The sequence below is a fragment of the Euzebya pacifica genome (assembly GCF_003344865.1).
Lineage (GTDB): Bacteria > Actinomycetota > Nitriliruptoria > Euzebyales > Euzebyaceae > Euzebya > Euzebya pacifica.
This window is the reverse complement of the sequence record NZ_CP031165.1, coordinates 4,279,614-4,301,534: the sequence shown is the minus strand read 5'-3', so window position 1 is coordinate 4,301,534 and position 21,921 is coordinate 4,279,614. Positions and strand designations below refer to the sequence as shown.

Annotated in this window: 19 protein-coding genes; 5 read left to right on the top strand and 14 right to left on the bottom strand. The window is 71.8% G+C overall.

Going from position 1 to position 21,921, the window contains the following annotated elements; translation table 11 throughout:
- Positions 1-28 precede the first annotated feature (28 nt).
- From fdh to DVS28_RS18345, 7 genes are all read right to left on the bottom strand, one after another.
- Positions 29-3,268: a formate dehydrogenase gene (gene fdh, locus DVS28_RS18380; RefSeq protein WP_281273482.1), complete on the bottom strand. Its 3,240-nt coding sequence runs from the start codon at positions 3,266-3,268 to the stop codon at positions 29-31.
- Between the two features lie 86 nt (positions 3,269-3,354).
- Complete coding sequence (locus DVS28_RS18370; RefSeq protein ID WP_164710738.1) at positions 3,355-6,489, bottom strand: cell wall-binding repeat-containing protein; 3,135 nt, start codon at positions 6,487-6,489, stop codon at positions 3,355-3,357.
- A 161-nt stretch (positions 6,490-6,650) separates the two neighbouring features.
- Positions 6,651-7,280, bottom strand: coding sequence for an MBL fold metallo-hydrolase (locus DVS28_RS18365; RefSeq protein ID WP_114592758.1), 630 nt, complete (start codon positions 7,278-7,280; stop codon positions 6,651-6,653).
- 45 nt (positions 7,281-7,325) lie between these two features.
- Positions 7,326-7,706, bottom strand: coding sequence for an oxidoreductase (locus DVS28_RS18360; protein ID WP_114592757.1), 381 nt, complete (start codon positions 7,704-7,706; stop codon positions 7,326-7,328).
- Between the two features lie 11 nt (positions 7,707-7,717).
- Positions 7,718-8,179 carry a methylmalonyl-CoA epimerase gene (gene mce / locus DVS28_RS18355; protein ID WP_114592756.1) on the bottom strand — a complete coding sequence of 154 codons (462 nt, stop codon included), beginning with the start codon at positions 8,177-8,179 and terminating at the stop codon, positions 7,718-7,720.
- Entirely contained in the window at positions 8,176-8,868 is a 693-nt protein-coding gene (locus tag DVS28_RS18350) for a hypothetical protein (RefSeq protein WP_114592755.1), read from the bottom strand. The genes mce and DVS28_RS18350 overlap by 4 nt, the downstream gene beginning before the upstream one ends.
- Positions 8,865-9,116: a hypothetical protein gene (locus DVS28_RS18345; protein WP_114592754.1), complete on the bottom strand. Its 252-nt coding sequence runs from the start codon at positions 9,114-9,116 to the stop codon at positions 8,865-8,867. Before DVS28_RS18345 ends, DVS28_RS18350 begins: the two co-directional genes overlap by 4 nt.
- Positions 9,117-9,161: 45 nt before the next feature.
- Here DVS28_RS18345 and DVS28_RS18340 point away from each other — a divergent pair, with 45 nt between their 5' ends.
- Both DVS28_RS18340 and DVS28_RS18335 read left to right on the top strand, forming a co-directional pair.
- The gene (locus tag DVS28_RS18340; RefSeq protein WP_114592753.1) at positions 9,162-9,722 is read left to right on the top strand and encodes a hypothetical protein; all 561 of its coding nucleotides are present in this window, start codon (positions 9,162-9,164) and stop codon (positions 9,720-9,722) included.
- Between the two features lie 81 nt (positions 9,723-9,803).
- Positions 9,804-11,246, top strand: coding sequence for a WD40/YVTN/BNR-like repeat-containing protein (locus tag DVS28_RS18335; RefSeq protein ID WP_164710736.1), 1,443 nt, complete (start codon positions 9,804-9,806; stop codon positions 11,244-11,246).
- Positions 11,247-11,408: 162 nt separating this feature from the next.
- Here the strand turns inward: DVS28_RS18335 and DVS28_RS18330 are convergent, their stop codons facing one another.
- Positions 11,409-11,981: a hypothetical protein gene (locus tag DVS28_RS18330; protein ID WP_114592751.1), complete on the bottom strand. Its 573-nt coding sequence runs from the start codon at positions 11,979-11,981 to the stop codon at positions 11,409-11,411.
- On the bottom strand, positions 11,978-12,535 hold the full coding sequence (locus DVS28_RS18325; protein WP_164710735.1) for a hypothetical protein: 558 nt from the start codon (positions 12,533-12,535) through the stop codon (positions 11,978-11,980). Before DVS28_RS18325 ends, DVS28_RS18330 begins: the two co-directional genes overlap by 4 nt.
- Positions 12,536-12,603: 68 nt before the next feature.
- On the opposite strand from DVS28_RS18325, the gene DVS28_RS18320 reads away from it, so the two are divergent.
- Complete coding sequence (locus DVS28_RS18320) at positions 12,604-13,785, top strand: acetyl-CoA C-acetyltransferase (protein WP_114592749.1); 1,182 nt, start codon at positions 12,604-12,606, stop codon at positions 13,783-13,785.
- Positions 13,786-13,869: 84 nt separating this feature from the next.
- Positions 13,870-14,817 carry a methylmalonyl Co-A mutase-associated GTPase MeaB gene (meaB, locus tag DVS28_RS18315; protein ID WP_114592748.1) on the top strand — a complete coding sequence of 316 codons (948 nt, stop codon included), beginning with the start codon at positions 13,870-13,872 and terminating at the stop codon, positions 14,815-14,817.
- On the opposite strand, the gene DVS28_RS18310 is transcribed toward meaB, so the two are convergent.
- The 3 genes from DVS28_RS18310 to DVS28_RS18300 all read right to left on the bottom strand — a co-directional run bounded on the left by DVS28_RS18310 (position 14,778) and on the right by DVS28_RS18300 (position 18,660).
- Positions 14,778-16,454, bottom strand: a complete 1,677-nt coding sequence (locus tag DVS28_RS18310; RefSeq protein ID WP_164710734.1) for a hypothetical protein — start codon at positions 16,452-16,454, stop codon at positions 14,778-14,780. The two genes, meaB and DVS28_RS18310, sit on opposite strands and share 40 nt — an antisense overlap.
- 65 nt (positions 16,455-16,519) lie before the next feature.
- On the bottom strand, positions 16,520-18,031 hold the full coding sequence (locus DVS28_RS18305) for an aldehyde dehydrogenase family protein (RefSeq protein ID WP_114592746.1): 1,512 nt from the start codon (positions 18,029-18,031) through the stop codon (positions 16,520-16,522).
- A 197-nt stretch (positions 18,032-18,228) separates the two neighbouring features.
- Positions 18,229-18,660: a hypothetical protein gene (locus DVS28_RS18300; RefSeq protein ID WP_114592745.1), complete on the bottom strand. Its 432-nt coding sequence runs from the start codon at positions 18,658-18,660 to the stop codon at positions 18,229-18,231.
- A 235-nt stretch (positions 18,661-18,895) separates the two neighbouring features.
- Here DVS28_RS18300 and DVS28_RS18295 point away from each other — a divergent pair, with 235 nt between their 5' ends.
- Positions 18,896-19,789 (top strand): AraC family transcriptional regulator, encoded by an 894-nt coding sequence (locus tag DVS28_RS18295; RefSeq protein ID WP_114592744.1) that lies wholly within the window; start codon positions 18,896-18,898, stop codon positions 19,787-19,789.
- 46 nt (positions 19,790-19,835) lie between these two features.
- Here the strand turns inward: DVS28_RS18295 and DVS28_RS18290 are convergent, their stop codons facing one another.
- Both DVS28_RS18290 and DVS28_RS18285 read right to left on the bottom strand, forming a co-directional pair.
- Positions 19,836-21,287, bottom strand: a complete 1,452-nt coding sequence (locus tag DVS28_RS18290) for a serine/threonine-protein kinase (protein ID WP_114592743.1) — start codon at positions 21,285-21,287, stop codon at positions 19,836-19,838.
- Between the two features lie 57 nt (positions 21,288-21,344).
- Positions 21,345-21,911: a DsbA family oxidoreductase gene (locus tag DVS28_RS18285; RefSeq protein ID WP_164710733.1), complete on the bottom strand. Its 567-nt coding sequence runs from the start codon at positions 21,909-21,911 to the stop codon at positions 21,345-21,347.
- Between the last annotated feature and the right edge of the window lie 10 nt (positions 21,912-21,921).

Below are 21,921 nucleotides of genomic sequence, written 5' to 3'. Positions count from 1 at the left end.
GCGGGGGAGGAGGTGTAGGGACTGTCGTTCACGGCTCGCTCCTGCCCGAGGGGTCTCGCCCTCGTGCGTGCTGGTCGACCAGGTCTCGCCGCGCCGGTCCGCGGGGCCGACGCCCGGGGCGGATGTCGCAGGTGGCGGCCTTGACCTCCTGGATGTGCACGTTGGGATCAAGCGCGAGGGCGAACAGGTCGTTGGCGGCATCGCCGGTGCTCAGGCCGCGGAAGCCCCAGTGGTAGGGCAGCCCGATCTGGTGGATCTCCCGGCCGCCGACCCGCAGCGGTTGCAGCCGTTCGGTGACGAGCACGCGGGCCTCGATGACCGCCCGCGCGCTGATGAGGGTTGCCCAGCCACCGTTGACCAGGCCGCGCTCGGCCGCCAGGGCGGGGGAGACCTCGCAGAACATCTCCGGCTGCAGCTCCGAGAGGTTGGCGACCGAGCGGCTCATCGCACCGGCCGTGTGGTGCTCGGTCAGGCGGTAGGTGGTCATCACGTAGGGGTAGGCGTCGGCACCGGGTTCCTCACCGCTGGCGTGGGAGGTGTTCTCGGGCCGGTCGAACCGTTCGCGCATCGGGTTGGCCTGCTGGCGGTACAGGGCGTTGCGCACCGGTGACTCGTGGGGTTCGTAGTGCGTGGGCAAGGGCCCGTCCACGAGACCGCGTGGCACGAACAACCAGGCACGACCGTCGGCCTGCATCACGAAGGGGTGGTCGCCGCCGATGGCGCCCTCGGCCGTCGCGCCCTCGGGCGGCACGTAGTCCGGCGGCTTGTCGCCCTCGAAGTCGGGGACGTCGTGGCCCGTCCAGCGGCGCTGCTCGGCGTCCCACCAGACGTAGGCACGATCCGCCGACCAGGGGTTGCCGTCGGGGTCCGCAGACGCACGGTTGTAGAGGATCCGCCGGTTGGACGGCCACGCCCAACCCCACTCCGGTGCCACCCACGACTGCTCGCTCCCGGGACGACGGCGTCGCGTCTGGTTGACCCCGTCGGCGTAGCAGCCGGTGTAGATCCAGCAGCCCGCCGCCGTCGACCCGTCGTCGGTCATCTGGGTGTAGCTGGACAGTGGCTGGCCGTCGGCGTCCCAGCCGTTGATCTCGCGCAGGACCGCATCGGCCGACGGGTCGTCGTGCGGGCCCTCGGTCGGGTAGTCCCAGGTCAGGTGGCGGATCGGCTGGTCGCGTTCGAGCTCGCTGTCGGCCAGCTTCTCCCTGATGCGCAGCCCCAGCTGGTGGGCGAACCACAGGTCGCTGCGGCAGTCCCCCTGCGGCTCCACCGCCTTGTCGTGCCACTGCAGGAGGCGCTGGGTGTTGGTGAAGGTCCCCTCCTTCTCCACGTGGCTGGCGGCCGGCAGGAAGAACACCTCGGTGCCGATGTCGGTCGTGACCAGCTCGCCGGTCTCGACCTCGGGGCCGTCCTGCCAGAACGTGGCCGACTCGATGAGCTGGAAGTCGCGCACCACCAGCCAGTCCAGCTGGGCCATCGCCATGCGGTGCAGGCCGGAGTTGGCGTTGCCCACCGCCGGGTTCTCGCCGATGACGATGTAGCCCTCGACGTCGCCATCGAGCATGTCGAGCACCGTGGCGTAGGCCGAGTGGTCGCCGGTCAGGCGTGGCAACCAACCGAACCCCCAGTCGTTGTCGGCCGTCGCCGCGTCTCCGAACCACGCCTTCTGCAGGCTGACCAGGTAGTCGCGCATGTTGCCCCAGAAGCCTGCGGTGGCCGCGTTGTCCTCGACGTGGCTGGACAGGTCCGGGGAGGACGACGCCTGCGGCATCGGGATGTACCCCGGCAGGATGTTGAACAACGTCGGGATGTCGGTGGACCCCTGGATCGACGCATGGCCGCGCAGCGCCAGGATGCCGCCACCCGAGACGCCGATGTTGCCGAGCAGCAGCTGCACGATGGCGGCCGTCCGGATGTACTGCACGCCCACGGTGTGCTGCGTCCAGCCCACGGCGTAGCAGAACGCCGCGGCCCGGTCGGGAGTCCCGGTGGACGCCAACGCCTCGGCGACCCGCAGGAAGGTCTCGCGCGGCACGCCGCAGACCTCCTCCACCATCTCGGGGGTGTACCGGGCGAAGTGGCGACGCAGGACCTGCATGACCGACAGCGGGTCGGTGAGGGTGGCATCCTCGTGGGGCGGCTTGCCGCCCTCGAGCCGGCCGCCGTGGGCGCCGGCCTGCTCGGCCTCTGCGGCGGTGGAGTCCCGCTTGCCTGCCGCACCGGCCGCGGTCATGCCGCGGTACTGCCAGGTCTCCTGGTCGTAGGTGCCCGTCTCGGCGTCCCAGCCCGAGAACAGGCCCTCGATGTCGGGCCCGCCGTCACCGGCGTCCTCGGTGTCGAGGAAGGACTCGTCGAGCAGGGTCGCGGCGTTGGTGTAGCGGACCACGTACTCGCGGAACCACTGCTCGGTCGTCAGCAGGTGGTTGACGATCCCGCCGAGGAAGGCGATGTCGCTGCCGGCGCGCAGCGGCACGTGGATGTCGGCCACGGCGCTCGTGCGGGTGAACCGCGGGTCGACATGGATGATCGTCGCGCCGCGCCGCTTGGCGTCCATGACGTGCTGGAACCCCACCGGATGGCACTCGGCCATGTTGGAGCCCTGGATCACGACCACGTCAGCGTTGGCGAGGTCCTGCAGGAAGGTCGTGGCACCACCGCGACCGAACGACGTCCCCAGACCGGGAACGGTGGAGGAGTGTCATATCCGCGCCTGGTTCTCGACCTGGATGGCCCCGATGGCGGTGTAGAGCTTCTTGAGGAGGTAGTTCTCCTCGTTGTCCAGGGTCGCGCCGCCGAGGTGCGCAAGCCCCAGGGTCCGGTTCAGTGGGACGCCGTCGTCGTCGCGGTCCTGCCACGTGCGGGCACGGGTGGCGATCACCCGCTCGGCGATCATGTCCATCGCGACGTCGAGGTCGAGGTCCTGCCAGTCCGTGGCATGGGGTGGCCGGTACCGCACCCTGGTCTCGCGCAGCGGTGAGTCCAGCATCGTGCGGGTCGCCGCCCCCTTGGGGCACAGCTTGCCGCGGGAGATGGGCGAGTCGGGGTCACCCTCGACCCGGAGGACCTGCTCGTCGCGGACGTGGATCCGCTGGCCACAGCCGACGGCGCAGTAGGGGCAGATCGACTGGACGACCCGGTCGGCGTCCTCGGTTCGTGGTCGTCGGGCTGCCGACGCGGCCGACTGGGCAGCCCGCCCGCGCCCGAGCAGGTCGCCGGTCCTGATCTGTCGGGCGACCGGCCACGCGTCGAGGAGCTGGAGCAGTCTCATGGGGCGCCGACGACCCTTCCACGTCGGGCGGCCGACGTCAACGTGCGCCGGCCGCACGTTCTGACGCCGAGGATGCGGAGGGGCGGTTACTCCGCGAGCAGCCGTCGCAGGCGTGTCTCCAGGGTGTCCGACAGCGCTGCGGATCCACCGATGAGGACCAGCTCGGCCACCTCGTCGCGGTGCGTGCCGATGAAGCCGAGCAGCTCCTCGGCACGGTCGTTGGTGTCGCCGTCGGCCAGCAGCAGGACACCGCCCGTGCCCACCGCGGCGCTCGCAGCCAGCGCGTCGGGGAACCGCCTGCCGGTGGCCACCCAGACCCGGTGGGGTGAGGTCCCCGCGTCCACGGCCAGGTCGGCCACGATCCGGGCGGTGGAGTAGCGGTCCGTCCCGCTGACCCGGAGGGTCCGGGCGCCGGTGTCGCGGACCTGCTGCTCGGCGTCGACCGACACCGCGGCTGGTCCACCGAGCACCAGGACCGACGCGGGGGACAGGGTCGTCAGGGCGTCGAGCGTGCTGGGCGGCAGCCCGTCGGTCGGGGTGAGCAGGATCGGATGCCCGTCGGCAGCCCCGTGGGCAGCAGCGACGACGGCGTCGGACCACCCCTGCTCGGGGTCGGGGTGGGTGCCGCGGACGACCGCCACGCGTGAGCCGTCGCCACCCTCGGCCACGACGCGCTGGGCGATCATCCCGGCCGTGGCGAACCGGTCGCTGCCGGCGAGGCGTTCGACGGTCAGGCCGGCGGCACGCAGGTCGGCGTCCACCTCGGCCGACAGGGCCTGCTCGCCGCCCAGCAGCACGGCGCGGTCCGCTCCCAGCCGGGCGATCTCGGCGGCCGCGTCGGCCGACAGGCCATCACGCGCGGTCAGCAGGAGGGACGCGTCCATCATCGAGGCCAACGGCCCGCCGGCGATGGCGTCGGGCCACGCGTCCGCGCGAGCGATGACCACCGTGGTTGCGGTCCGGCGGGTCGCGGCGGAGAGTGCGGCGGCGGTCGCCGTCCGGGACGGCCCCTCCACCCGGCTGATGGCGACGGGGTCGGGGTCGGACCACAGCAGCCGCCCGTCCGCGCCCGCGCGAGCGGCGGTGAGGGTCATCGGCACATCGCCGAAGGCGGCGAAGGACTGGACCAGCAGGTCCACGCCGTCCCCCGCGCCGTCGAGGTCACCGGCCGGCTCGATCGTGGTGAACCCGTCCGGGACCGCGGGCACCGTCCAGCGGACCGCACCGCCGTCCAGGGCGAACACGTCGGTCCCGTTCGCGTCGGGGTCGTCGGAACCGCTTCCTCCGCTGGCGCCGGCGTCGCCGTGGCCGAACACGACGTCGATGCCGAAGTCGATGACGACGGCCTCTGCCCCGCCGTCGCCGTCGACGTCGCCGAGGACCGTCAGGTCGGCGAAGGTCGGGAGGTCACGCGTCAGCAGCGTCTCGCCGTCGTCGCCGGCTTCCACCAGCAGCAGGCTGGTCTCCTCGCCGGTCTGCTCGTCGTAGTGGAACCCCTGCAGGACGACGTCGTCGGTCCCGTCGCCGTCGGCGTCCGCGGCGCGGCTGCCGTACCAGTACGTGGTCCCCACGGTCACGGTCGTCAGCAGCTCCTCGCCGTCGTCGCCGGCCAGGCGGATCAGCTGCAGCTCCCCGGACTCCTCACCCGTGTTGCTGTCGTAGGTGAACACCTGGCGCTGCAGGACGAGGTCCTTGCCGGCCACGTCGTCGATGGGGGTGGTCGCCACCAACGAGACGCCATCGCTGTAGGCGTCGCCCTCGACGGTCGGGGCGGTCCAGGTCCACAGCTGGCTGCCGTCGGTGGCGTCGAGCACGGTCAGGTGCGGCCGAGACGACTCGGGGTCGGAGGAGGCGGACCGGTCGGTGATGACCACGTCCACGGCGCCGTCGCCCGTCAGGTCACCGGGCGCACGCGCACCGACCGACTCCGACAGGACCTCGTGTGACCAGACCGTGGACAGGTCAGCGCCGTCGAGCAGCAGGACGTCGTGGTGGGCAAGGGTGCTCGTCTCCTGGCACTGCAGCTGGATCAGCAGCTGGGTGCACGTCCGCGACCCGTTCGCGCCGTGGGTACGGGTCACCAGCACGTCGGTCAGCGCGTCACCGTCGATGTCGGGCACCGGCACGCCGCGCAGGACCGTGCCCTGTCCCGACTCCTCCAGCTGACGGATCGTGGTGCCGTCGGCGCCGTCGACCAGCATGATCGTCGACGCGCCCTCGAAGCTGTGGGTCTCCGTGGTGGTCACCGGGCCCGGGAACGTCCCCGTGCGTTCGGCATCGCTGGACTCGGTGTAGGTCGTCCGCGTGCTGATCAGGTCCAGCTCGGCGTCCCCGTCGAGGTCGCCGGAGGCGTGGAAGGCGAGGGGGAAGTTGGAGGACTCGATCCGGTAGGTCTCTTCGCCGGTGTCGAAGTCCCAGTCGTAGGCATAGCTGACGTGCCCGTCGACCGCGTCGCTCCACAACGACGTGCCGGTGGCGCCGCTGAGCATGCTCACCTCCCAGGTCACGGACTCGACGAACTCGTCCCGGCAGGAGGTCTCGTCGCAGTGCCCGGACCCCGAGTACTCGCTGAGTCCGACCCCGGTGGCCAGCAGGTCCCGACGACCATCGCCGTCGACGTCGGGGACGGCCTGGAGCAGGGTGCCGACCAACCCGTCCGGCTGTGGGGTGATCCACAACGGGACGCCGTCGACCCCGCTCAGCGCGACGAGCGTGACCCCGGCCGCGTCGCGGGTCAGGGTCACGATGTCGTCGTGGCCGTCACGGTCGAGGTCGCCGATCGGGAACGTGTCGGACCCGCCGCTGCCGTACCCCACGCCGACCGACATCACCATCTGCGCCCAGGTGCCGTCCCCGGTCCCTGCGGCAGTTCCGTCCTCGGTGCCGTCCCCGTCCTCCACTGCCGGCTGCGGCTGGGAGCCGTCGACCGTCAGGACGCGCCCCTCGACGTCCCCGGCCCGCACCGCGAGGTCCAGCAGCGTCGCCGCGACCGGTCCGTCGCCTGCCACCGCTCGGGCGTCCCGCAGGCGCTGGCCGTCGGCGGAAGGGGCCAGGACGGAGGTCGACCGTCGCTCTCCCGTGGATGCGGTGGACTCCGCGCGCGCTGCAGGCGCTGCAGGCGCTGCAGGCGCTGCGGCGAGCAGGAGCACCAGCACGCTGAGCGCGGCGAGGGCGCGGACAGACGGCCGGGCAGCTGACCGGGCGGAGGAGGACAGGGACACGACGACTCCGAGGGCTTCGTGGGACAGGACGGTTCGGACCGTCCTACGTTCCGACAGCCCCACCGGTTACGAAGTTGCGTGACCTGTGGTGCAGTTCCTGCCTCGATCGCGCGTTTTCTCCGGGCGAGCGGATTCGGGCAACGGACAGTGACCCCTCGAGGTCACAGGGTGGCGGACTGGCCCCAGTCGAGGGCGATCAGCTCGATGCCGTCGTCGGCCAGCACGCCCTTCGCCATGCCCGCGATGAACTCGCGTCCGGACGAGGAGAGATAGAAGTCGTGGATCGGGACGACCTGCTGCGGGGCCAGCCGTCGGGCGAACGCCACGCTGGCGGTCGTGGACCCCCACGGCACCAGCAGCGGCAACGCCATGACGGGGGCGGTGGTGCTCGGCTGGTAGCTGTCCCCGGGATGGGTGAACACGCCGTCGATGGTCCATGCCCGGTTGGGCGGCTGGGCCCCCGAGGGCACCTGCTCGTGCACGACGTCCTCGACGCTCGTGCCTGCCGGGGCGGTGGTGTCCACCGCGATGCCGTGGTCGGACAGCAGGTCCGCGACCGACTGGGGGCCGTGCACCTCGACGTCGGTGCCCCGGTCCAGCAGCCAGCGCACGAAGTCCGGATGCACGTGGTCGCCGTGTTCGTGGGTGATCAGCACCCGCTGGACCTCACCGATCGAGCCGAGGTCGATCGCGCCGGAGGTGAAGGTGAAGAACCCCGGGTCGAACAGCGTCGTCCCGTGGTCGTCGGTGACGGTCAGGCAGGAGTTGGTCAGTCGTCGCAGCGTCGCCATTGTCGGATCTCCGTCGTTGGGTGGTGCGGACCGTAGCCGGCCGGTTCAGTCGTCGCGGTCGTCGGTGACCTCGAGCGGCGGCAGGTCCTCCAGGGACACCGACTGCCGCTTGATCCCGCGCTCGTAGTCCTTCATCCGCTTCGGATAGCCGACCTTGCGCGCCTCGTACAGGGGCACTCCGGCGTCCTCGCAGATCTTTCCGGCCTGCTTGGCGTGCTTGACCGGGCGGCGCAGGTACTCGCCGTCCCAGGCCACCAGCAGCAGCGTCATCGCGTAGACCGCCGTGGGCGGCTCGATGAACCCCTCGACCCCCTCGTGGGTGCTCAGGAACTCCTTGAGCTCGCTGACCGACTTGCCGCTCGGTCCACCGGTCGAGGGCACGTCGTCGTCGCCCTTGCGCCGCTTGAACCGGTCGAACAGTCCCACACTCGCGGAGTCTAGGTCCGGGGATGCGCCGACGCAGCGCCGGGAGGGTCGTACGGGCGACCCTCGAGGGTCGGATCCTCGACCAGCTCGACCAGCACACCCATCGCGTGCTTGGGATGGAGGAAGGCCACGGTGCAGCCGCGGCTGCCCGGACGGGGGTGGTCCTCGACCAGCCGCACGCCGATGTCCTGCAGCTCCTTGAAGGTGGCCTCGATGTCGGCCACGCCGTAGCCGATGTGGTGGACACCCTCGCCGTTGCGCTCCAGGAACTTCGCCACGGGCGAGTCGTCGCGCGTCGGGGTCAGCAGCTGGATGAACGACGGGCCGATGGCCAGCAGGGCCTCGGCGACGCCGTCGGTCTCGATGGTCTCCCGATGCGCCACCTCCGCCCCGTACAGGCGCTCGTGGAACGCGATGGCCGCCTCGAGGTCCTCGACGGCGTACCCGACATGATCGATTCGTTGCAGCTTCATGAGGAGGGGATCCTTGCACGTTGTTCGTCGCCGACCGATTCGATGATCCAGGCCAGCTCCTCGTCCAGGCCTTCGGCCCGGGCCACGGTGACGGCGTCGGCCAGCCGCTCGTCGTCCAGCAGGCCGACGACCTCGTCGAGCCGGTCGGGATCCTCGAGGTACACCGAGATCCGCAGGATCGACTCCGTGGTCAGGGCCTCGACGGTGGCGACCAGGGCGGCGCTGGAGATGCCGCCGACGAAGTCGGCCATGACCAGCCACTCCTCCCGCGCGGCGAGCTCGCGACCCACGGCCGCGACCACCTTCGGCGGCAGCGACTCCACCAGGTCGTCGACGACCCGGGGATCGATCTCCTCGGCCACGTCGGCGAGGAAGCCAGCCGAGAAACGGCCCGACAGCTCCACGGCCTTCTGCGGTGGGGTGACGGCGGTCGTGCGCGCAGCCAGCACCGGCCCGAGGGCGTGCTCGGCCAGCTTGGCGGCCAGCGGCGCCGGTACGAAGTTGGCCACGTTGGCCGCGCGCTGGAAGGCGTCGCGGCCCTCCTCGAACAGCCGCTCGGCGATGCGGTCGCGCAGCGTCCGCAGGTCCTCCACGGGCAGCCCGGACAGCGGTTCGAGGCGGTCCGGGTCGGCCTTCAGCAACCGAGCCAACCGCAGCAGCTCGAGGTGGGCGGGGTCGAACCGGCTCACGGCAGGATCACCCGCTTGACCACGCCACGAAGGGGACGCGGCACCAGTCGCAGGGCGTCGTCGATGGCCTGCAGCAACGCCGCTTCCTGTCCCTTGCGTGCACCGACCACGAGGTCGGCGAGGTCGTCGACCACTACCTGGTCCAGCGTGGCGAGGGAACCGGGTGGGGACTGGCCGAGCGCATCGCGCAGCGTGGAGAGGTCGGCGCGGTCGTGCTCGGTCTCGAGGTCGTCGTCGGTGGGTGGCATCGGGCGCATCGTCTCGTGCGACACCGCGCTGGCCAACTCCGCGTGATGCTGACGGATACCGTGGGTGCCATGGCGGATCAGCGGAGGGACACGAGGGCACCCCGGCGCCTGCTGGTCCTGGCCCTCGTGCTGCTGGGAGCGGCCTGCGGCGGAAACGGCGACCCGGTGGCGGAGGACCCCGGCGGGCCGGCGACGTTCGCCACCGACATCGCCACCGAGCTGCTCGCCCCCCTGGAGGGGCTCGGTCCGTGCGGTGACCAGCCGGAGGCCGTGGCCCCGGTCGACAGCGTCGAGGGCCTGCACCTGCCGGACGGGGCCAGGTTGACCTCTGTCAGCCAGGACGGGCCGCTCGTGCAGGTGGAGGGCTGGGTGCCCCTCACCCCCATCGGCGTGCGCGCGGACTACGTCAGCGCCGACAACCTCGAGGTCCTGGAGATCATCAACGTCGAGGACGAGATCTGGGAGTCCGAGACGTTGGTCACCGACGGACAGCACCGCCTGTTCGTCAAGGCGCAGGGGATCTGTCGGACCGAGTCGATCTTCGTCGCGATCGTCACCGCCGAGGACGGCTCGGCGCCCCAACCGCTGGGGCAGGACGGCAGCTGACGCCGTCGAGGGGCGGTCGGGCAGGGACATCGAGGAGCGGCCGGGCAGGAACACCGTGCCCCGGTGTCGAACCCCCGGACCATGCGCCTTCGCCTGGTCCTGCTCGCCCTCACCGCTGCCCTCCTCGGCAGCGTCCTGCCGGTGGCCGTCGCCGGGGGCGACGACGTCGCCTGCGTCGACCTCGTGCCCGAGCAGCTCGGCTTCGCCGACCGTGTGGTCATCGATCCCGACCGGGCGGGTGGTGAACCCGTCGCCGTCGTCGGCCACGACGGGTCGCTGAACGTGTCCGCCCACGCCGGCACGACCCACCTGTACAAGAACCCCGACGCCCTCGGTGGGGTGGACGACTTCGCCGTCGGGTACACCAACCAGGTCCTGAACTGGCGGTCCGTCGACGGCGGCCGGACGTGGGACTACATCGGGCTCGCCGGCCTCAACGCCGGGCCGCACTCCGCCACCTCCACCGGGTTCTCCGACCCCGACTACGCCATCGACCAGGCCGGCAACATCTACAACACCGAGATCGACCTGGCGAACGTGTCGGTGTTCGCCTCGCTGGACGACGGGCAGAGCTACGCGCTGGCCAACCCCGAGGCCACGTCGGGCGACCGGCCGTGGCTGGCCGCGCTGGAGGACGGCGAGGTGTTCCTCTACGTCAACACCGCCCGCCAGCTGTGGCGCTCCACCGACCACGGGGTGACCTGGCTGCCCATCGGCGTCAACGTGCCGATCAACGCCAAGCCCTACCCAGACCCGGTGAACCCCGACGACGGCCTGATCGGTCCCGTCGGCCGCAGCGCGATCGCGATCACCGCCGACGACGGCGAGTCGTGGACGGTCCACGCGGGCCCCACCCTGCGCAGCGGCACCCAGTTCTTCGACACGGGCCTGGCCGTCGACGCGGTGGGCAACGCCTACCGGGCCACCGCCGGTCAGGACACCGACGGCGGGTACGTGGACTTCAACTACTTCGACCGCGATGCCGAGGCGTGGGGCGAGGTCAGCCAGATCCCGCTGCCGTTCGACGGCCGCGCCATGTGGTCGTGGGTGACCGCCGGCGACGACGGTCGGGTCAACGTCAGCTGGATGATGAGCCCGGCCGACGACCCCCGTTCCTTCCACCTGGTCAGCGCCACCACGCTGAACGCCACGGGCACGACGGTGACCTGTCCCGACGGGTCGACGGCGTTCGTGCCCCCGCAGTGGAGCGTTGCCGTGGCCACCCCGGACCCGATCCACGTCGGTGCGGTCTGCCTGAGCGGGACCACGTGCAACCTCAACACCGGTGAGGGCGGTGACCGGCGGCTCGGTGACTTCTTCACCACCGAGGTCGACCCGGAGGGCCGCGTGTTCCTGGTCAGCGCCGACACGACACTGGAGAGTGCGTTCGGCGGTCCCAAGCCCGTCGGCAACCCGATCTTCGTCCTGCAGGACGAGGGGCCGCTGCTGTACGCGACCCCGCGCGAGGTCCGCGACACCCGCTGCTTGACCCCGACCGCCGGCACGCCCCTCTGCCAGCGCTGACGCGCTCGGACTGACCGCACGCCCCTGTCGGCAGGCACCCCGGCCGTCGGGTGGCGCGATCGGGGCCTGCATCGTCCCTGGCCGATCGCGCCCCCGATCGCGCCCCCGATCGCGCCCCCGATCGCGTCCGTGGTCGCGCCGGGGCGGCGCTGACCGGTCGGGTCAGGGGCGGTGGCCGGTACGGCGCAGCTGCACGGCGTCGACGAAGGCGGGATGGACGTCACGGAGGGTTGCGCCGCCATCGTCTTCCGGCCAGCCACGGACGCCGATGTGCCGGCCGGTCCAGAACATGCCGACCACCATCAGGTACAGGCCGACGACCAGCGCCATGACGAGCATCCCCCCGGCACGCGAACCGATCAGCCACAGCCCCACCGCGACCCACGTGAGCAGCAGCGCGGCCAGGATCACGCCCAGCCGGCGGCGGCGGAGCGCGATGATCCGGTCGTGCACGGTCGGGGAGAGGGGCACCCGGCCCGTCACCCCGCGGCTGGTGACGATCGGCAGCACCACCGCGCCGACCATCCACCACGACGCGAGTGGCGCCCACGAGGTGGTGGCCATCGCCGCAAGCAGCAGCAGGGCGAGCGGCAGCCACGCCCACGACGGTGACCGGGCGAACCAGACCGGCGTGGCCAGGGCGTCGTGTCGTCCCGTGCGGGCACAGACCAGCGGCAGGTCCCCCGCCAGCTCCTCGGCGTCGATCCGGAGCAGCGATGTGGCCGGTGTGCTCACGTGTCCGTGGCGGTTGCGCCGGCGGCGCCGATCAGCGCGCTGACGGAGGCCTCGTGCAGGACGGGATCGCTGTCGGGTCGGTCGGTGACTCGCTCGGTCGCGGCGACGAAGTCGTCGTGCACGTGGTCGAGCTGCAGCCAGCCACCGGTGGTGTCGACACGCACGGTCACGGCCCACAGCGTGCCGACCACCGCCACCACGACCTTGGTCACGACGGTGGCCAGCAGCGCCGTCAACGCCACGGTCTGGACCATCCCGGAGGTGGTCAGCGCGAGCAGGACGAGCACGACGATGGCGAGCGAGGAGATGTCGCGGGTCCGGCGCAGCAGGTAGTGGACGCGCGCGACGGAGGGCAGCAGGCTGACGATCACGGGCACCGGCGGGGCGGACGGCGTACGGGGCCACAACCGGGCCCACGTCGCCCATTCCAGGGCCGGGGGCAGGTCGGAGGTGCGCAGCTGCACCCGCGTGATGCACCGCTCGCCCGTCTTGGCGCAGCGAGCCGGAAGCGACCCTCTGCCGCCCTCTTCGGTACTGACCCAGACTGCTGACATTGCAACGGGATCCTATCCCCATCAAGAATGGTGAACACGAGCCCGCCTCACCCACCAGGGAGAACCACATGCAAGATGTCGTCATCGTCGGCTACGCCCGGACCCCCATCGGGAAGTTCCAGGGTGGCCTGTCCTCCCTGACCGCCATGGACCTCGGCGGGCGCGCCATCGCTGCCGCCCTCGACCGGGCCGGTGTTGCGCCGGAGCAGATCGACCAGGTCTACATGGGCCACGTCCTCCAGGCCGGCCAGGGGCAGATCACCGCACGCCAGGCCGCGGTCAAGGCCGGCATCCCCATGCACGTCCCGGCCACCACGATCAACAAGGTGTGCCCCTCGGGCATGTCCGCCATCGGCCTGGCCCGCCAGACCCTGATGCTCGGCGAGGCCGACATCATGGTCGCCGGTGGCATGGAGTCGATGTCCAACGCCCCCTACGTCCTGCCGAAGGCCCGCAGCGGCTACCGGATGGGCCACGGGCAGATCATCGACTCGATGGTCCACGACGGCCTGTGGGACGCCTTCGAGCACGTCCACATGGGTGAGGGCTCGGACGAGAAGAACACCGAGTACGCCATCGCCCGCGAGGCGCAGGACGAGTGGTCGGCCATGTCCCACGAGCGCGCGGTCACCGCGTGGAAGGACGGTCGCTTCGACAACGAGGTCGTGCCGGTCGAGGTGCCCCAGCGCAAGGGCGACGCGCTCGTCGTCGAGCAGGACGAAGGCATGCGTCCCGGCACCACCGCCGAGTCCCTGGGCAACCTCCGGCCGGCCTTCACCCGCGACGGCACCATCACCGCCGGCAACGCCTCGCAGGTCTCCGACGGCGGCGCCGCCCTGGTGCTGACGACCGCCAGCAAGGCCGAGGAGCTGGGGCTGACCCCGCTGGGCCGCATCCTGGCCTACGGCACCGTGGCCGGGCCCGACCCGTCGCTGCACCACCAGCCGGCGGACGCGATCCGCAACGCCGCCGCCAAGGTCGACCTGGACCCGTCGGGCCTGGACCTGTACGAGATGAACGAGGCCTTCGCGTCGGTGGCGATCCACTCCGCCGGCATGCTCGGCATCGACAAGGCCAAGGTCAACGTCAACGGCGGCGCGGTGGCGCTGGGCCACCCGATCGGCTGCACCGGCGCCCGTATCACCATCAGCCTGCTCAACGAGCTGCGCAACCGCGGTGGCGGCACCGGTGCCGCGTCGCTGTGCGGCGGCGGTGGCCAGGGCGACGCCCTGATCATCGAGGCGCTGTAGGCAACCCGCCGATCCGTGCGCAGCGGTCCCCGAGACCGCTGCGCACGGTCGTGTTCCCACCCAAGCGACCCGACCCGGAGCCCCATGCCCCTCGACACCGCTGACCTCGTCGACCGGCTGCTGGCCGGTCAGCGGCGGGCGCTCGCCCGAGCCCTCAGCACCGTGGAGGACGGCGACGACGAGGCGCTCCGGGCGATCGTGGCGGCCCTGCACCCCCGCACGGGCGGCTCGCACCTCATCGGCCTGACCGGGTCGCCCGGGGTCGGCAAGTCCACGCTGACCAGCGCGGTGACGCAGGCGATGCGCAACCGGGGCCTGACCGTCGCGGTGCTGGCCGTCGACCCCTCCTCACCCTTCTCGGGTGGCGCGTTGCTCGGCGACCGGGTGCGGATGGCCGACCATGCCGTCGACGACGGGGTCTACATCCGGTCGATGGCCACCCGCGGGCACCTCGGCGGCCTGTCGTGGGCCACCCCGCACGCCCTGCTGGTCCTCGAGGCGGCCGGATTCGACGTCGTCATCGTCGAGACCGTCGGCGTCGGTCAGGCAGAGGTCGAGATCGCCAGCATCGCCGACTCCACGGTGGTCGTGCAGGCCCCCGGCATGGGCGACGCCGTGCAGGCCGCCAAGGCCGGGATCATGGAGATCGCCGACATCCACGTCGTGAACAAGGCCGACCGGGACGGGGCCCAGCGCACGCTGCGGGACATCCGTGGGATGCTCGACATGGCGCCCCCGGGGGAGTGGACGCCGATGGTCCTGGCCACGACCGCGGCCACCGGCGAGGGGGTCGAGCAGCTGGTGGAGGGCCTGCTCGCCCACCGGCGCTGGTCGCAGGAGTCCGGCCGCCACCTGCGCCATCGTCGCGCGGCCGCGCGCGTGCAGGTCCGCGAGATCCTCCTCGCGCAGGTCCGCCGGCGCATGGCCCGGCTGGACGAGGGGGAGGCGCTGGAGGCCGTGGTCGCCGCCGTGGCCACGCGCGAACTGGACCCCTACACCGCCGCAGACCGCTTGCTGGCCGAGATCGGCTGACCGTCCTCGTCCAGCTGCACGACCCGACCGGTCGGGACCCTGCCCGGCAGGACCCGGCCCGGAAGGGCTCGGTTGGGCAGGCCTCGACGTGCGGGGTCGGCCAGCACCCGGCGGGCGCGGCGGACCGTCGCCGCCGGCACCGTGCCCGGTCCCGCGACCAGCGTGGCCACGAGCAGCCCCGTGGCCAGCAGGAACAGCGCCGCCGCGAGCGCCGGTCCGGCGTCGCCGGTCAGCCGCGGCAGGTCGATCTCGATGCCCGGTCGTCGCCACGTCGCGCTGTGGTCGTTGATGACGGCCGCGAGCAACAACCCGTTGACGGCCATCAGGACTGCAGGGACCAGCGTCGCGGCGAGGCGGCCGATCCGGCCGGCCGCCGCGAGCAGCACCACGATCCCGGTCGCCACGACCGCCATGCCGCCGATGCCGTAGCGCCCGTGCAGCGACCCGCCCGAGGCGTGGAACTCCAGGGCCGCAAGCGCCAGGAAGGCCACCAGGGCGACGCAGGCAGCCCAGCACACCGCGACGGGGTTGCGTCGCAGGCGGTCGGCGGGGCTGTGTCGACGGGTTCGGGACGGCGCGGGGCGCGGCCCACGCACCCAGCGAGCCAGGCCGAGGCCCGCACCGATGAGGCCGGCGACGAGGACGGCCTCGGTCAGGTCGGCCCGCAGGCCACCGGCCCAGTGGCCGGTCGTCAGGTCCGACAGCATCCGGTCCCACAGGCGCAGCCACACCGTTCGGCTGCCCAGCAGCGTGGCCAGCGGCTCGTTGAGGTCGCGATGGAACTTCTCCAGCAACCAGGTCGATGCCGTCGGATCGCCGTAACGAACGACGTTGCCGATCCAGAACGCCGCAGGGGGCAGGACGGCCAGGCCCCAGAGGGCCTGACGGGGGCGGAGGATCGGTCGGTCGGCCGGTGCGGTTCGCCACCACCCGTACGCCACCAGCAGCCACATCAGCCCGACGGCCGGCAGCACCGTGACCCGGGTCAACCCGCCGGCTGCCGTCAGCAGGGCCAGCAGGGGGAGGGTGCGCCGTCCCGGTCCGCGGAGCGTAGTCTCGACCCCGAGCAGAAGGCAGCAGGTCGTCATCGCGAAGCCTGCCGTGTCGTTGAAGACCACACCGGCGAGGTGGGACAGCGTCGGCGTGACCGCCACGGTCGTCGCGGCGAGCGCCCCGATCGGCTTGGGCCCCCAGCGTCGACGCGCACGCCCGCGCACCGGTTGCGCGAGCCGTCCGGCCAGCACGCCGGTCGCCCAGACGCCGAGGACGAGCCACGCCGTGGAGGTCAGGCGCGCCAGCGCCATGCCGCCACCGCGGCCGATCAGCCCGTCGCCGAGCCGCAGGGCAACACCCTGGATGGCGTAGGGGAGCGGCGGGTGGTTGGCGGTCCAGATGTCCATGCGGCCCAGCCGGCCCTGGTCACGCTCCCAGTACAGCCGTTGGGACAGGCCGGGTTGGCGCAGGTCCCGCGGGATCGGCTCGTCGATGGACGGCACCCGGCCGTGCTCGACCAGCACCGTGGCGTAGGCCACGTGGGCGGTTTCGTCCACAGGCCAGAACGTCGGCACCACCGCGAGGTGGGCGACGCCGAGGAGGGCGGCCAGCGCCATGGCTGGCCAGAGGTGTCGCACGTTCAACGACGACGATCGTAGGCACGTCGACGCGTCCCGGAAACGGCCGGATGGGCCGAAGGGGAACCGCGCTAGCGGGTGTGGCGGCCGTGAACCAGCTTCATGGCCTGCTCGGCCAGTCCGAAGACCCAGCCGGCCCGCTGGAAGCTCGCGAACTCCATGCCGAGGTCGATGCGACGCTTGGTGATCGCCCGGGCCTGGGTGAACTCCTTGAGGCCGTCCGCACCGTGGATGCGTCCGAAGCCGGACTCGCCGCGGCCACCGAACGGCAGCTCGGGGAGGGCGGCGAAGCGCAGGACGCTGTTGACGCTGACCATGCCGCAGTTCAGCTGCCTGGCCAGGGCCATCCCGCGACGCTTGCTGAAGACCGTCGCGCCCAGGCCGTACGTGGAGTCGTTGGCCTGGCGGACGGCGTCGTCCATGTCGGAGACCCGCACGATCGGCAGGATCGGCCCGAACGTCTCCTCCGTCATCAGCGAGCTGTCGAGGGGCACGTCGGTGACCACGACCGGGTCGACGTAGGGCTCGCGGATGGACTCCGGGCCGCCGACGACCGCCCGTGCGCCGCGCTCGAGGGCGTCGGTCAGGTGACGTCGGATGATGTCGATCTGGGACGGCATGGTGATGGGGCCGTAATCGGCCTCGTCGTCGTCGCCGGCGCGAACGCCCTGCGCCTGGGCCACGACCTCGTCCACGAAGGCGTCGTGCACGTCGGTGTGCACGTAGACGCGCTCCACCCCTGCACACGTCTGCCCGCCGTTGGCGCAGCTGCCCCACAGCGCCGCCTCGGCGGCCTTGGTGAGGTCGGCATCGACGTCCACCAGCATGGCGTCCTTGCCGCCGCACTCCATGACGACCTTGGTCAGGTTCTCCGCGCACGCCGCCATGACCTTGCGGCCGGTCGCGGCCGAGCCGGTGAAGGCCAGCACGTCGATGCCGGGGTGGGCGCACAGCGCCGCCCCCGTCTCGCCCTTGCCGGTGATGACCTGCAGGACGGGTTCCTCGTCGACAACCTCCGCGAAGAGCTCGGCGAGGCGGACACCCACCCCGGTGGTGTACTCCGACGGCTTGAAGACCACCGCGTTGCCGGACGCCAGCGCGTAGGAGATCGAGCCCATGGGGGTGTGCAGCGGGTAGTTCCACGGCCCGATGACCCCGACGACGCCGGCGGGCAGGTACTCCAGGTAACCCGCGTGGTCGATCTGCAGCAGCGTGCCGCCGACCCGACGCGGCTTCATCAGCTTCTCGGCGTTGCGGGCGGCCCAGTCGAGGTGATCGGTGACCAGGAGGATCTCCAGCAGGGCGTCCTCGTGCGGCTTGCCGTTCTCGACGTGCATCAGCTCGCACAGCTGCTCGCTCTGCCGGGCGATCAGCCCCTTCCATGCCAGCAGCCGGTGCTTGCGCCCGTCGAACCCGAGGTCACGCCACCAGGCCGCCGCGGCCCGGGCCCGGATGACGGCGCTGTCGACCTCTGCCGCTGTGTGGATCGGGTAGGTGGCGATCGTCTCGCCGGTCGCGGGGTTGAGCGACACGAACGTGTCGTCGATGTGCAGGTCCCTGGCGGTGTCGGTCGGGTCGGCCATGCGCGCGTGCGGCTCCTCGGGCGTGGGGGTGGGGCGTGCTGCTCATCATCGGCGACTCGCGCCGTCGGCACACGACGCACGCTGGGTGAACAGTGATAAGTCAACTCTCCCAGCCAGCGGGACGAGGTGTCAAGGCCGTCCGGGCAGGCTGCTCCCGTCGGGACGCCCCGCCATGCTCTTGCGTCGGGCCCGGTCCGTCAGTCGAAGAGGCTGTCGATGCGCACGCGGGCGCGAGCCTGTGCGGCGTCGCGGCGCGGGGCCATGGGACGGTGTCGCTGGAGGTGGTACCCGTCCACGTCCCGACGGATGGCGATGCGGCCCTCCACCCTCGTGGGGTGCACCACGGCCGCCGCGTCCAGCCAGATGGCGTCCTCGCCGTCGCGCAGCGCGGCTGCGGTGGCGACGTAGCCGCCCTGTCCGACGACGAGTGCCCCGACGGTCGTCAGGGCCCGGCGCGGTGGGGCCAGCAGCGTGTCGGTGGTGCCCTCCACGGCGTCGAAAGCGGCCCAGATGTCCTCGGGCAGGTCGACCGCCGCGAGGGACGTGTCGCCATCGACGACCGATGCCGTGCCACCGCTCCAACGGGCGAGCAGCAGTCCGAAGGCTGCGACGATCAGCAGTTGGGCCATGGCCGGCGTCTCCTGGGGGTGGGGGCAGTAGTCCTTGATCGGATGTCGCGTGACCGCCCTTAGCCTTCTTCGATGCCGATCGGCTTCCCACGACGCGTCGAACGCGGCAGCCGGCACCGCCGCGTCCACGGATGACTCTCACGACGAGCACCCAATATGCCGAAACAGCGCGCGTACGTGCTCGATCCTCTCACTCTGCTTCGTGGGCGGCCGGGGGCGTGCTACCTTGCCGAGCATGAGCAGGGAACGGATCGCGCGACTCATCGATGACCTGGTCGAGGAGGACGGCCTGACGGACGTCGGGGTCAAGGGCGTGCAGCTCTTCCGGGTCAGCGAGCCGGTGCGCTGCGCCCCCGCGGTGTACGAACCCTCTGTCGTGGCGATCACGAGCGGGGTCAAGGAAGCCGTCCTGGACGGTCGGTCCTACGTGTACGACCACAGCCGGTACCTGTGCTGCGCCATGTCGATGCCAGTCGAGGCGGGAACGCCCACCGCGTCGCCGGACAACCCCCTCCTGGGGGTGCAGATCTCACTGGACACGAAGGTGATGACGGAGCTGGCCATCGAGATGGAGCACGCGGCCGGGGCCATCCGGGCCCCCAGGGGCGGCCCGCTGCCCCAGGGGATCGCGCTGGCCCACTGGGACGACGCGTTCACCGACGCGTTGCTGCGACTGCTGCAGCTGACGGGCAACCCGGCAGACATGGCCGTGCTCGGGGAGGGCAGGCTCAGAGAGGTGTACTACGCCCTGCTGAAGGGCGAGGCGGGCGACACCGCACGCCGCGCGTTCGGCGTGGGCAACGAGATCGCCAGGGCCATCGAGTACGTGTCCACCCGCCTCGAGGAACCGGTCACCATCGATGACATGGCCGCCCAGGTGGGGATGAGCCGCGCCACGTTCCACCGCAAGTTCAAGCAGGCCACGACCATGTCGCCCATCCAGTTCGTGAAGTCGATGCGGCTGAACACCGCCGCCACGAGGATGGCCAGCGGGATGAACGTGTCCGAAGCGGCGATGGCGGTCGGGTACGCGAGCCCGTCGCAGTTCAGCCGGGAGTTCAAGCGGATGTACGGCCAGTCCCCCCGACAGTGGACCGCCGCTGCGGCGCTGCCAGCGGGGATCGTCTAGGCGTTCACGGGCCCGACGGGGCGCCCCGCCACGTGGCGGGGTGCTGTCAGCTCGGCGCCGCGGTGGGCTCGTCCTGGCCGGAGTCCGCAGACTCGTCGTCGTTGGTCTGCGCGTCGGGCAGCGGGATCGGGACCAGCTGTCCGGGTGGTTGTGTCGGCTCCGAGGTCGGTTCCGGCGCGGTTGGTGCTGGCGTCGGGGTGGCCGTCGGCTCGGGTTCGGGTTCCTCCGTGGGCTCCGGTTCGGGCTCCTCGGTGGGTTCCGGCGTGGTCGGGACGACCGTTGGCTCGGCCGGCACCTCGGGCGCGGTGGTCGCCCCGGGCTCGGTGGTCGATGGCGTGGTGGGCACGACGGAGGGAGTGGTCGTGGGCTCGGGGGTGCCGTCGGAGTCCGATGACGCGGCGACGAAGGCGGCAACGGCGATCCCGACCAGCGCCGCGAACGCCAGGATCGTCCAGACCGTGCTGGCAACGCCCCGGCCGCCGGACCGGGCCGGCGGGGACTGGCGGGGGGCCGGTGCCGAGCGAGGCGGCAACGCCGTCACCAGCGTCTCGGTCCGACCGTCGGGTCCGTTGGGCTGTGCAGGTCGGTTGGGCTGTGCGGGTCGGTCCCTACCTGGGGGAGCGGGGCGTGCCACCGGCGGCAGCACCGGGATCGCCCTCGTGGCCGCCGATGCGGCAGCGGGCGCACCGGCAGCCCCAGCCAGGAGCATGCCGCGCATGGTTCCGGCGTCACGGGGCCGGTCCGCGGGATCCTTCGCCAGCGCGGCCTCGATCGTGGACACCAGCTGGGGATCCAGTCCCGCCCTGACCTCGAGGAGGGACGGAAGGGGGTCGGTGCGGTGCATCATCGCCAGCGTCAGCGGGTTGGCGTGCTCGAACGGCGGATGGCCGGCCAGCATCTCCCAGAAGACCACCCCGGCGGAGTACAGGTCGGAGCGAGTGGTGGCGGCCTCGCCCGTGGCGACCTCGGGGGCGGTGTACTTGGGCGTCCCGAGGAACTGGTTGAACTGCGTCAGGTCCCGGCCGGCGGCGACCAAGGACTTGGCGATGCCGAAGTCCCCGAGCTTGGCGCCGTCGGGGGCCAGCAGGATGTTGGCGGGCTTGATGTCACGATGGACCACCCCCGTCTCGTGGGCGGCCTCCAGCGCGGACAGGATCTCGGCCATGGCGGTGACCGCGTCGTCGGCCGGGTAGGGACCGATCTCGGTCATGTGTTCCCGGAGCGAAGGGCCGTCGACGAGCTCCATCGCCATCCAGGGGGTCTCGTGGTCCACCCCGGCGTCGTACACGCGGACGATGTTGCGGTGGTTCAGCGAGCCGGCGAGGCGGGCCTCCCGCAGGAACCGCTCTCGCAGGGTCGCGTCCTTGCCGATGTCCTCGCGCAGCAGCTTGAGCGCGATGTCGCGGTCCAGGACCCGGTCACGCGCCCTGTGGACGTTGGCCATGCCCCCCGAGCCCAAGGACTCGCGGATCTCGTATCGGCCGGCGATCACACGCATGGTGTCCCAGTCTTGCGCGAAACGGTCGGCGAGGTGGGAGGCGCGGTGAGGAGGACGTCAGACCGCCGCGGCAAGGGCTCGGACCTGGTCGGCGTCGAGCAGCCCGGGCACGAGGGTGCGGCTGGCCAGGATGACCGGTACCCCGCCCACGCCGTCGCGACGGTGGGTGGCCATCAGGCGTCGGCGGGAGGCCAGGGCCACGCGATCACCCAGCAGCTCGGCCACCGTTGGCTCGTCCAGCCCGACGTCGGCGGCGATCGCGACGAGCGTGTCGATGTCGTCGATGGTCTGCTGCTGCTCCCAGAACGCCCGGTAGACCGCGATCCGCAGCTCGTGGGCCCGCTCGGTGGTCTCGCCGTGGGCGAGCAGCACGTGCGCCAACCCGGTCGGCGGCAGGGTCCTCGGACGGCGCAGCAGGAGGCCCTCTGCCTCGGCCACCGGCGCCAGGCGGTCGATCACGGCGAGGGTGTCGAGGTCGACCGGCATCGCCATGTCGATGCCGATGGCTTCGAAGCCCTCGAAGGCGATCGGCACCCCGTCGACTGCCAGCGAGGTCAGGCGCATCACGGCCACGGCCGCCGCCGGGGAGGTCAGGTCGTGGAACAGGGTCACCGCGTCGCTCATGCCATCCATC

Coding starts and splice junctions, on each gene's coding strand:
- DVS28_RS18340 (WP_114592753.1), top strand. CDS start 9,162: ATGCTGACGGATACCGTGGGTGCCATGGCGGATCAGCGGAGGGACACG.
- DVS28_RS18305 (WP_114592746.1), bottom strand. CDS start 18,031: ATGGCCGACCCGACCGACACCGCCAGGGACCTGCACATCGACGACACG.
- DVS28_RS18295 (WP_114592744.1), top strand. CDS start 18,896: ATGAGCAGGGAACGGATCGCGCGACTCATCGATGACCTGGTCGAGGAG.
- meaB (WP_114592748.1), top strand. CDS start 13,870: ATGCCCCTCGACACCGCTGACCTCGTCGACCGGCTGCTGGCCGGTCAG.
- mce (WP_114592756.1), bottom strand. CDS start 8,179: ATGAAGCTGCAACGAATCGATCATGTCGGGTACGCCGTCGAGGACCTC.
- DVS28_RS18320 (WP_114592749.1), top strand. CDS start 12,604: ATGCAAGATGTCGTCATCGTCGGCTACGCCCGGACCCCCATCGGGAAG.
- DVS28_RS18285 (WP_164710733.1), bottom strand. CDS start 21,911: ATGAGCGACGCGGTGACCCTGTTCCACGACCTGACCTCCCCGGCGGCG.
- DVS28_RS18365 (WP_114592758.1), bottom strand. CDS start 7,280: ATGGCGACGCTGCGACGACTGACCAACTCCTGCCTGACCGTCACCGAC.
- DVS28_RS18325 (WP_164710735.1), bottom strand. CDS start 12,535: ATGTCAGCAGTCTGGGTCAGTACCGAAGAGGGCGGCAGAGGGTCGCTT.
- DVS28_RS18345 (WP_114592754.1), bottom strand. CDS start 9,116: ATGCCACCCACCGACGACGACCTCGAGACCGAGCACGACCGCGCCGAC.
- DVS28_RS18335 (WP_164710736.1), top strand. CDS start 9,804: ATGCGCCTTCGCCTGGTCCTGCTCGCCCTCACCGCTGCCCTCCTCGGC.
- DVS28_RS18290 (WP_114592743.1), bottom strand. CDS start 21,287: ATGCGTGTGATCGCCGGCCGATACGAGATCCGCGAGTCCTTGGGCTCG.
- DVS28_RS18300 (WP_114592745.1), bottom strand. CDS start 18,660: ATGGCCCAACTGCTGATCGTCGCAGCCTTCGGACTGCTGCTCGCCCGT.